Genomic DNA, 9,417 nt, shown 5'->3' with positions numbered 1-9,417 from the left:
GACGTGAACACGGCGGAGACGAGGCGCTGGTGCGCCCCCACGACATCGTCATCCATCGCGACCCAGATAAGGCCGGCCGCGACGCGGAGCCGGGTCTCGTGTCCCATATCGGCTTCGGCGGCCCCGTGGTGAAGGTGGAGTTGCAAACCGAAGGCAAGGATCATGTCGATGTGGAGGTGACCACGACGGTCTTTCACGATCTCGATCTGAAGCGCGGTGATAAAGTCTGGTTCGCGCTCCGAAAGCAGCAGGAATACACGCCGAATTTCGCGATCTGATGGGAGGCGGACCCGTGCAGGTCGACTGGGCGCATTTCACACCCGCTTCCGCGTTGGGCGGCGGGGCGCTGATTGGTCTGGCGGCAACCCTGCTGTTGCTGCGCGATGGGCGCATTCTCGGCGCAGCCGGCATCTTCGCCGGATTGGCGCAGCCGAAGACCGGCGATTTCGCCTGGCGGTTGGCCTTTGTTGGCGGGCTCATGGTGTCGCCGGCGCTGGCCGCGCTGCTGTGGGGCGTCACCGCGCCGCAGATCGCCGCCTCGCCCAACCTGCTGATCGTCGGCGGCTTTCTCGTCGGGCTCGGCGCCCGTCTCGGCAACGGCTGCACCAGCGGCCACGGTGTTTGCGGCTTGGCGCGGCTGTCGAAACGCTCGCTCGCGGCGAGCCTGACCTTCATGGCGACGGGCGTCGCAACTGTTTTCGTGTTCCGCCATCTGCTGGGATGAGGCGATGAAAGTGTTCAGCCCTTTCCTGTCCGGTCTGCTGTTCGGTCTCGGCCTCTGCCTCGCCGGCATGACCGATCCGCGGAAAGTGCAAGCGTTTCTTGACCTCGCCGGCCCATGGGATCCCTCGCTGGCGCTGGTGATGGGCGCCGCGTCGGCTGCGGCCTTCATCGCCTTTCGCTTCGCCGGGCGGGCGCCCTTTGCGCCGGCGCCCGCGCTGTTGAAACAGATTGACGGGCGCCTTTACGCCGGGGCGGCGATTTTCGGAATCGGTTGGGGGCTTGTTGGCTTCTGCCCCGGCCCCGCACTTGCGAATTTGGGTTTTCTCGACGTGCGGGCGGCGGTGTTCGTGCTGGCCATGGCCTCGGGCATGCGCGCCGCCAATGTCCTGCTCGCGCATTTCGAACCCGCCCAAGTCCCGCGCGTAAAAATTTCGGAAATTCCCGCAACGCCGGCCCGGCTGGCGGAAGACAGTTGAGGACCCCCATGGCCTTCGAGATTCTTGATCCGCCGCCCCCGTTTTCCAACCTTTCGCCGGCGCGCCGAGCCGCGGTGATCGTTCTGTCGCTCGCGGCGCTGGCGGCGTTGATCTGGGCCTGCGACACCGTCGCGCGCGCGCCCGTTGCCGAAACAGGCGCGCAACGCCCGAATTAGCCGTCGCGCACCCCTGGCGATTTCCTTTGCCTCGCGGCGCTCACGCTTTGGCGTCGTCCTTGCGCCCGGCGGGCTCGGGAGCGTCTTCCTCGAAGTCGAGGTCCTCCTCGCCCGCGCCCGTTCCGCGCTTCCCGGCGCGGCGGGCGGCCGATTTGGCGATGGCCGCGTCAAAGCCCGCCTCCGCCCCATCCTCAAGACCGCGCCGAAACACATTGTTCTCGGGAAGCAGTTCAACAAGGAACACCGCGCCGAACACCACGCCGAAGGACGCGCCATAGGCGGCGCGATAGGCGCCCGTATGCGCGGCGGTCTTCACCTTGCGCGCGGCAACCTTGGCCGCCTGCCGAGCGTCCGCGCCCGCGTCCCCGAGCGCGCCGGCTGCTGATTCGATGGCGTCGCCGAGACCAGCCAGCGGGTCGACCTTCGCCGATGCGGATTGCGTTGTCATTACCGTCAACCTCCTGTTTCCGCAGGCCACAGCGAACGACCGCGCCGTTCGTGAAGACCGCAATTCGGCTATTCAGCCGGTTGTCATGGATCGGACGATTGACATCAATTCGCAAACGTATGATCCTATGTTTATAGAAATTATCTACTATAATAGGTTGTGTCAATTCAATGACTGCGCCCTTGCACCTCGACCAGAGCGACGCGCGCTTCGTTCGCTCCAAGAAAATCGCGGCGCCGAGCGCCGCGATCCTGCAAGGCGCAGGCGCGTGTCAGCCGCGCGTGCGCCTGTCGGCTCGGCTGCGCCGCGTATTGAGCGCGCATCCGAACGCACGCCACTTCACCGTCGACCGGATCGTCAAGGCCCTGGACGACGATGGCGCGTCCCTGGCCCTGTTCAGCGCCGCCGGCCTGTTCGAGGCGCCCGATATCAGATTGATGGCCGCGCATGTCACGAGCGCGGTCGGCGCCGGGCTCGCCACGGGTCAGCGCGCCGTCGTGCTGCCGCGTTCGCTGCTGCGTCGGCGAATCCCGCGCAATTCTCTGGCGCTGTTGATCCATGGCGTCGCCACCCTGCTCGACAAGGCCGACGGGCTCATTCGCGAACGCTGGTCCTGGGTGTTTCATCCCGCCATGAGCGTAGCGCTTGGCCTCACCGTATTCCTGCTTGGCCTCGCCGCCATGGCGCCCATTATCGGCGGCGGCGCGCAGCATGCGGCCTCGGCCTTTCTGGTCGCGCTCGGACAGGCCGAGCGCGACGGTCTCACCGTGATGATCGGGGCCGTCGCCGGCCTGGCTTCGCTCGCAGTCGCGGCCCTGAGCGTCTCGACCGGCCGCAAGCTGTGGATGAGGATCAAGGACTGGCTGATCCGCTGTGCGCGCCGGCTGAAGCTGAAAGCGCTTCATGCCCTGCTCGACCGGTGCTGCGAGGGGCTCGGCGCCCTCGCCCAGATGAAATGGACAGAGGTGTTGTTGTTGCTGATGTCGCCGGATACCGCGCCAGCGCGGGAACGGTTCGCCTCCGGCGCCGCGCAGCCGGCCTTGCGGCTGCGCGCCCGGCGCGCTCGCATGGCCGCGGCGCGCAGCCTGCTTGCGAATGGAATGAGATAATGGATCTGGAAAAATTCTCCGTCTATGTGATCGACGCGCCGCTGGACAATTTGAAGCGCAAGGTGCTCGAAGCGGAGATGGACCGCGCCGGCGTCGAGTTCGAAAAGAAAGTCACCTACAAGTGGCTTAAGCGCGGCGAAGAGAAATTCTTGCGCGTTTTCGTCGATCCGATCACGGTCGAAGTCGTGTTCTTTGACGATCGCGTCGAGCTTTACGGCGCGGCGCCGGCCTGGGCGCGGTTGCTGATGACCAATGCGCGCAAGGCCGAATTCGCCGCGCGATTCGAGAGCGCACTGGTCGCGGCGGGATTCCTGGCTGCGGCGCCGGCTGATCCGCAGCGCTGAAACAGCCGTGGAGCTTGAGGGCTTCCAGACTATCTTTTCCGAAATTTTTGCAACAATGCAAAACCCGCCGCCGCCGCGACCGCCAGCGCCGAGAGTTGGGCCGCGCCGGCGTGAAGACTGGCTTTGAGCGTCTCGCCGAGAACGCCGCGATCTCCTGGGACGGCCGGGCGGCGGCGCGCCTTTCGCGCGTTGAGATAGCGCGCCATACGCGCATAGATCGCATTAATCCGCGCGGCCTTCTCGACATCGCCGCCCCGGTCGGGGTGGTGCTGGCTGATCAGTTCGTCCCGCCGGCGGCGCAGCACGATCGTCGACTTCGCCTCGTCCAGAGACAGGCCGAACCAGGCGGCGTCCTGCTTGAACCGCGCGCGTCCGCAGCGCTCCAAAGTCATCCCCCCAGATGCGTGTCGCTGTGGGCCGCCAGGAATTGCGCGAGCCGCTCCTTTTCCGCCTGAAGTTTTGACGCCCTGCGCAGCGGCAGCAGCCCGTTGGCGACCGCCGCCAGACCGCCGATCTGGTTGAACACCATGGAATGCATGACGCCGAAATTGCCGAACAGCGCGCCGGCGATGCAGATGGCGTTGGCGCCGACGATCATGCGCCAACTGCGCTTGATGTTGCCTTGCAGCTCGGTCGCGACGTCATGGATCGCCAGCAGCTTTTCGAGGGAATCCTCCATGAACACGATTTGCGCGGTGTCCGTCGCGATGCTGGAGGCGCCGCGCAGGGAGATCGACACGTCCGCCTGCTTCAGCGCGATGGAATCGTTGACGCCGTCGCCGATGAAACAGACGCGGCGGCCTTCCTTCTGCAAGGTCTCGACGTAACGCGCCTTATCCTGCGGCAGCACCTCCGCGAAATAGCGGTCCATGCCGAGCTTCTTGGCGAGGTTTTTCGTGGGGCGCTGGTGGTCGCCGGAAATGATCGCAAGGTGTTTGGCGCCGCGCCGGCGCAAGCCGTCGATCACCTCCTGCGCCTCGCTGCGCTCGGCGGCCTTGAGCTCCAACGCGCCGCCGAGCGCATCGTCGACGCCAACGAGGATCAGCGAATGTCCCTCATCATGGACGCGCTCGCTCTCGCGCTCCAGTTCGGACGGCAGCTTTATGCCCTCATGCGCCATGAAGCGCGCGCTGCCGACGCGCACCACATGGCCGTCGACGCCGACGGTCACGCCATATCCGACGGCATATTTACTTTCGTCGGTCTGGGGCATGGAGACGCCCAAACCCTCGAATCGGTCGATAATCGCCTTGGCGATGGGGTGGCTGAACTTGTTTTCCGCCGCCGCCGCCCAACTCAAGATGCGGTCGCCGTCGTGATCGCCAAAGGTGAGGATGCGGCCGACCTCCGGGCGCTCGCGGGTGAGCGTGCCGGTCTTGTCGAACAGGAACGTGTCGACGTCCGCCATGGCTTCGAGCGCGCGTCCCGACTTCACCAGAACGCCCTGCTGCGCGGCAAGCGTCAGCGACGACAGCATGGCGATGGGCGCGGCCATGCGTATGCCGGTGCCAAGGTCGCAGTTCACCACGGCGACGGCGCTGTTGGCGCCGCGCACGGCGAGCGATAAGGCGCCCAGCGCCAGCGTCGGGGCCACCGCCTTGTCGGCGAGGTTTTGACCGTTGGATTGGGCTTGCAGCGTGTGGCCCGAAGTTTCGGACAGGATTTGCGCCAGCTTGGCGGCGGTGGTTTCGGTTCCGGCGCTGGTGACGGCGACGCGCACCTTTCCCGCGATCACCGTGGTCGCCGCAAAAACCTTGTCGCCCTTGATCTTCTCCACCGGCGCGGATTCGCCGGTGAGCGCGTGCTGGTCGATCATCGCCATGCCGTCGACAACCTCGCCGTCGACGGGCGCGGATTCGCCGGTGTGGACGAAGATGATGTCGCCGGTCTTGATCTTCTCGAGCGGAGTCTCCACCGCCACGCCGTCGACGTCGAGCCAGACGAAACGCGGCTGCTTGCCAAACACATTTAGGAGCATGCGCTTGGAATCGCTTTCGGTGCGCTCCACCAGTTTTCGCGCAACGCTGAGGGTAAGACCCAAGACCGTGCCCGCGAGAATCTGGCCGGTGGCGAGACAGGCGGCGACCACGATGGCGTCGAGCAGATCGACGCCAAGCCGCTTCTCCTTGACCACGACATCATAGGCGCCCTTGAAACTGGGAATCACCGAATAGAGGAACAGCGCCGCGCTGAGCGGGGTCAGCGCCGGCGCGAAGCGGGCGGCCACGGCGAGCGCGACCGAGCCGACATTCACGGGCAGGTCCCAATCGATGGGGGAAACCGCGAAATCCTCGGTCTTCTCCAGAGCGGCGTCGAGCAGATCAACGATCTGGCGCTTTTGAATCTGCTTGGGATTGTAATGCACCAGCACCGTGCCGGTGAGTTCCTGCACCGTATATTTATCGATGCCGAACGCGTTCATCAGTTCGGATTCGAGCGCCTGGCGCAGGGCGCGGCGGCGCAGCAGCACCGGATTCTCCAAACGGATGCGGCCGGGGATTTCGTGCTTCACCGACCAGCTCGACAGATGCTCGTCGAACCGTTGCAGGCGCACGCGGGCGCCGGCGCCGCGCCCGAATGTGACGGGAAGCGCCACCGCGCTTTTGGGCGGCGCGGCCCCGGCGATCAGCCGCGACAGCGCGACGATCTGGCCCTGCGGATCGCGGGCGCTGACCGCGAACCGGATCACCGCCTCGCGGCGCACGGCGTCGACTAGCACGCTCTCGACATGCGGCGCGGCGAAAGCGCGCTCGAAGAAGCGGCGCGACGTTTCGCCTTTCGGCTTTTCGATGAAATCGGCGCCGGTGATGCGCAGACGGCCCGGTTCGCTCGCATCGACGCGCGGCCCGAGCGGCGCCACACGAAGATCGGCGCGCCGCGCCGAAAGATGGGGCGGATTCGGCGCGAGCGGAGCAAGGCGGCGCGCGTCAAGACGGGCTTGCAGGGTCGTCATCACTTTTCCTTTGCGGCCGCGGCGCGCACGGCCTTGGCGCGGCGGCTCAAATGCGCGGCGCGGTTTTCCGCGCGGCGGTCTGAAATGTCTTCCAGGCCTGAAAGCGTGAGTCGGGCGAGCGCGGCGTAGAACGCGCCCAAGCCGGCGCCGACGCCTTCAAGACCCGCCGCGGCGGAGTGAATGACCGATGCGGCTGGAGAGGCTTTTTCTCCCCGCGCATGATCGGAAAAATGCTTTTGCGTCATGTCCCGCTAGCCCTCGATAAAGGCGACGTTTCGTGTGACAGGCTAATGACAGCCGTACATTAGTCAAGTATGTTTATAGAAGTTTAGAATTTCGCTTCAAGGATTGGCATGGCCCTTCACCAACGCGCCAAAACCTCGCCGCCGCAAGCGCGGCAAGGCGCCCCCGATCTTTCGACGCCGACCCTGCGCATTGACGGCAACCGCCTCGTGCTGCGCGACAAGACCCTGTTCGCCCAAAGCGATGAGGCCGTGCGGGATCTGGTCGATCGCGTGTTTTCGGCGGTGGAAGTGCGCGCGGTGGCCTTGTGGCGCGACCGCGCGCAAGTTCGCATCGAGTTGTCGCCCCTCGCCGATCCCACGGCAGTCTGGCCGCGCGTCGGACGCCTGCTGCGCGAGGGCGCGCCAGAGCGCCGCCGGGCGGAGAAGCTCAATCTCGCCGGACCCGCGCCGGGTTTGAGCGTGCGCGTCAGCCGCGCCGGCGACGCCCTCACGACCTTCCGCGTGCGAAAATTGTCGCGCGAACGACTGCGCATCGGCCATCCCTTGCTTCGGCGGCGCGATTTTCTGTATCGCTTCGGCCTGCTGCTGGAGTCGATCCACGGCGTGGAGCGCGTGAAGCTCGCCGGGATCGCGGCCAGCGCCGTGATCACCTACGACCCCGAGACGATCGCGCCGGAACAGGTGCTGCGCCTGCTGGAGTCGTCCTGGGATTTGGTGCTGTTCGGCCCCCATCCGCCGGAGAAGCCCAAAAGACTGATCGCGGCTGGCGGGCTGCTGGCCTTTTCCTTCTATGCGCAATTCTTCAACCCGGCCGCCCTGCCTTTCGCCGTCGCCGCCGTGCTCGTCTATTCCGCGCCGAACCTGATCGCAGCGGTAAAGGATCTTTCGCACGGGCGCGTCGGCTTGGCGGCGCTCTACAGCGCGGGACTGGGTTTCCTGCTCTTCACCGGCCTGCCCTTCGCTTCGGGCGTGATGGCGGTGCTGCGGCAGAGCTGGCCGGCGCTCTCCACTGCGCTGGCCGCCCGCAGCGAGCGAAAGCTGTTCGCCGAACATCGCCGGCGTCTCGCCTGGGCGCGGCGCGCCGACGCCAAGGGCGGCGTCGCCTTGGTCGACGTCGCCGAACTCGGGGAAACGCATCTCGTTCATGTGAGGCGTGGCGATTTCATTCCCGCGGACGGCGTGGTGGTTGAAGGTCTGGCCCTCATCGACGAGGACATGCTCACCGGATTTCGCGGCGCCGTGGACAAGCTGCCCGGAGAAAAAGTCTTCGCCGGGACTTTTGTGCGCGAGGGCGCGTTGACGTTTCGAGCGACGCGCGTGGGACGCTCCACCGCCGCCGCTGCGCTCGCCGACGCGCTGCCGCATGGCGCGCTCAACAATTTGCCTTCAAGCCGCGAGGCTGAACGCGTCGCCAACCGCAACGCCAAGCCGGCGCTGCTGCTGTCAGCCGCGCTGCTTGTGCTGACGCGGACGCCGCGCCTCGCGCAAGTGGCGCTGCGCCCCGATTTCGCCAGCGGGCCCAGGCTTTCGGCGCATCTCTCGGCCCTGACCGCCCTCTCGGAGGCGCTGTCGCAGGGCGTGTTGGCGCGTCGTCCGGCGGCGCTGGAGCGTCTGCTCTGCGCCGATCTCTACGTGCTCGACGACAGCCTGAATTTTTCCGCGCAAACCCCGCGCGTGGCGGAGGTGATCGCGCCCACCCGCGCCGCCGGCCAGGAGGCGGCGGCTTTGGCGACGGCCGCGCTCGCCGGCCTGCGCGACCCCCGCCTCGAGGCGCTTGAGGTTTTCGCGCAGCCTTTCGCGGCGCGGCGCGCTCATGGTCGCCGCCATCACGCCGGCGCCGTCAGCTTTTGGGACGATGACGGCGCGGGCGTCATCGTCGCCGCGCCGGCCTATGCGGCCCGCGAAAATTTTGGCGCGACAGCGGCGCTCGGCAAGGCGGTGGCGGCGCTCGCCAAGGCAAGGCGCGACCCGAGCGAGCGACCGCTGGTGGTGGCGCGCGACGGAAAGATCGTCGGCGTCATCCGTTTCGCCGCCGATGGCGGATCGCGCTTGGCCGCGGCTTTGGCGCAGCTGCGCGCGGCCGACCCCGAGGCGCGCTTCGTCCATGTCTCCTCGCTGCCACAGGACCGCGCCGAAGCGCGCGCGAACGAACTGCGGCTCGACGCCGTGTTCGGCGATCTCGATTGCGCCGCCAAAATCGATGCGATCAGGTCGCTCAGCCCGCGCGCGGTCTGGATCGGCGACGGCGCTGATCCGGAAAACGCGTTGGCGCGCGACGCCGCCTTTGTCAGCCTGTCGCTCGGCGGGCTCGACCGGCTCGGCGCGGATCGCGCTGACATCGTCGCGCTGCGCGGCGAACTGGAGGCGCTCGCCGCGGCGCGGCAGGCGGCGCGCGCGCATGAGGCGCGGCTGCGCGCCGATTACCGCGTCATCTATGCCGCCAACCTGCTGGCGCTGGCCGGCGGCTTTTTGGCTGGCTTCGGCAGTCTGCGCGCCGGGCTGACCTCGAACGTCGGCTCGGGACTTGTGTTCCTGGCGCGGCTGCGCGGGCTTGGCGCGGCCGGCGAGAATGCCGCGCGCGCCGCCGCCGCCCGCCGCGCGCTTCCCGCCCTCCCCCCGGCGACGCGTCTCGCCTGACACGGAGTTTTGCATGCGCATTCCCTGGCTCAATCTCGGCGCGATCGTCGCCAGCGGCGCGGCGATCGCGGTGATCGCGAATTACGATCTGGTGTGAGCGCGCCCTCCCCTGGAGAAGCAATACCGGCCTCTCCGGGGGCTTTTGCGCCCGAGCTTAAGAGGCGTCAAGACGAGCAAGCAAGCGCGCGTTGGGCCAACGGGCGTCGCCGAACAGAAAATTGTGGTTCGAGCTTCGCCCCCTCCGTCACCCTCGGGGCCTTGATCCGTCTGAAAGGGAAAAAGCCCCGACGGGCTTCGGGTTGGCCC

At 67.0% G+C, this 9,417-nt stretch carries 11 protein-coding genes; 7 read left to right on the top strand and 4 right to left on the bottom strand.

What is annotated here, in order from left to right; all coding sequences use genetic code 11:
* The 4 genes from GJ654_RS15760 to GJ654_RS15745 all read left to right on the top strand — a co-directional run.
* Positions 1-278, top strand: a 278-nt coding sequence (locus GJ654_RS15760) for a TOBE-like domain-containing protein (protein ID WP_155447130.1), incomplete at its 5' end; no start/stop codon positions are given.
* 14 nt (positions 279-292) lie between these two features.
* Positions 293-724, top strand: coding sequence for a YeeE/YedE family protein (locus tag GJ654_RS15755; protein ID WP_264586277.1), 432 nt, complete (start codon positions 293-295; stop codon positions 722-724).
* Positions 725-728: 4 nt separating this feature from the next.
* Positions 729-1,199 carry a DUF6691 family protein gene (locus GJ654_RS15750; protein WP_155447128.1) on the top strand — a complete coding sequence of 157 codons (471 nt, stop codon included), beginning with the start codon at positions 729-731 and terminating at the stop codon, positions 1,197-1,199.
* An 8-nt stretch (positions 1,200-1,207) separates the two neighbouring features.
* Complete coding sequence (locus GJ654_RS15745; protein ID WP_155447127.1) at positions 1,208-1,375, top strand: hypothetical protein; 168 nt, start codon at positions 1,208-1,210, stop codon at positions 1,373-1,375.
* Between the two features lie 40 nt (positions 1,376-1,415).
* Here the strand turns inward: GJ654_RS15745 and GJ654_RS15740 are convergent, their stop codons facing one another.
* Entirely contained in the window at positions 1,416-1,823 is a 408-nt protein-coding gene (locus GJ654_RS15740) for a hypothetical protein (protein ID WP_196305581.1), read from the bottom strand.
* A 170-nt stretch (positions 1,824-1,993) separates the two neighbouring features.
* On the opposite strand from GJ654_RS15740, the gene GJ654_RS15735 reads away from it, so the two are divergent.
* Positions 1,994-2,932, top strand: coding sequence for an exopolysaccharide biosynthesis protein (locus GJ654_RS15735; RefSeq protein WP_155447126.1), 939 nt, complete (start codon positions 1,994-1,996; stop codon positions 2,930-2,932).
* On the top strand, positions 2,932-3,276 hold the full coding sequence (locus GJ654_RS15730) for a hypothetical protein (protein ID WP_155447125.1): 345 nt from the start codon (positions 2,932-2,934) through the stop codon (positions 3,274-3,276). Before GJ654_RS15735 ends, GJ654_RS15730 begins: the two co-directional genes overlap by 1 nt.
* Positions 3,277-3,305: 29 nt before the next feature.
* Here the strand turns inward: GJ654_RS15730 and GJ654_RS15725 are convergent, their stop codons facing one another.
* The 3 genes from GJ654_RS15725 to GJ654_RS15715 are packed head-to-tail and all read right to left on the bottom strand — an operon-like array spanning position 3,306 to position 6,474.
* Positions 3,306-3,668 (bottom strand): hypothetical protein, encoded by a 363-nt coding sequence (locus GJ654_RS15725; protein WP_155447124.1) that lies wholly within the window; start codon positions 3,666-3,668, stop codon positions 3,306-3,308.
* On the bottom strand, positions 3,665-6,229 hold the full coding sequence (locus GJ654_RS15720) for a heavy metal translocating P-type ATPase (RefSeq protein ID WP_155447123.1): 2,565 nt from the start codon (positions 6,227-6,229) through the stop codon (positions 3,665-3,667). Before GJ654_RS15720 ends, GJ654_RS15725 begins: the two co-directional genes overlap by 4 nt.
* Positions 6,229-6,474 (bottom strand): hypothetical protein, encoded by a 246-nt coding sequence (locus tag GJ654_RS15715; protein ID WP_155447122.1) that lies wholly within the window; start codon positions 6,472-6,474, stop codon positions 6,229-6,231. Before GJ654_RS15715 ends, GJ654_RS15720 begins: the two co-directional genes overlap by 1 nt.
* A gap of 108 nt (positions 6,475-6,582) precedes the next feature.
* On the opposite strand from GJ654_RS15715, the gene GJ654_RS15710 reads away from it, so the two are divergent.
* A complete protein-coding gene (locus GJ654_RS15710; protein ID WP_155447121.1) occupies positions 6,583-9,111 on the top strand; it encodes an ATPase in 2,529 nt (842 codons plus the stop codon).
* The last annotated feature ends 306 nt before the right edge of the window (positions 9,112-9,417 follow it).

Origin of the sequence: Rhodoblastus acidophilus (assembly GCF_009720655.1) — a bacterium.
Lineage (GTDB): Bacteria > Pseudomonadota > Alphaproteobacteria > Rhizobiales > Beijerinckiaceae > Rhodoblastus > Rhodoblastus acidophilus_A.
This window is presented reverse-complemented; position numbering and strand designations above follow the sequence as displayed.

Coding starts and splice junctions, on each gene's coding strand:
- GJ654_RS15750 (WP_155447128.1), top strand. CDS start 729: ATGAAAGTGTTCAGCCCTTTCCTGTCCGGTCTGCTGTTCGGTCTCGGC.
- GJ654_RS15745 (WP_155447127.1), top strand. CDS start 1,208: ATGGCCTTCGAGATTCTTGATCCGCCGCCCCCGTTTTCCAACCTTTCG.
- GJ654_RS15740 (WP_196305581.1), bottom strand. CDS start 1,823: ATGACAACGCAATCCGCATCGGCGAAGGTCGACCCGCTGGCTGGTCTC.
- GJ654_RS15735 (WP_155447126.1), top strand. CDS start 1,994: ATGACTGCGCCCTTGCACCTCGACCAGAGCGACGCGCGCTTCGTTCGC.
- GJ654_RS15730 (WP_155447125.1), top strand. CDS start 2,932: ATGGATCTGGAAAAATTCTCCGTCTATGTGATCGACGCGCCGCTGGAC.
- GJ654_RS15725 (WP_155447124.1), bottom strand. CDS start 3,668: ATGACTTTGGAGCGCTGCGGACGCGCGCGGTTCAAGCAGGACGCCGCC.
- GJ654_RS15720 (WP_155447123.1), bottom strand. CDS start 6,229: ATGACGACCCTGCAAGCCCGTCTTGACGCGCGCCGCCTTGCTCCGCTC.
- GJ654_RS15715 (WP_155447122.1), bottom strand. CDS start 6,474: ATGACGCAAAAGCATTTTTCCGATCATGCGCGGGGAGAAAAAGCCTCT.
- GJ654_RS15710 (WP_155447121.1), top strand. CDS start 6,583: ATGGCCCTTCACCAACGCGCCAAAACCTCGCCGCCGCAAGCGCGGCAA.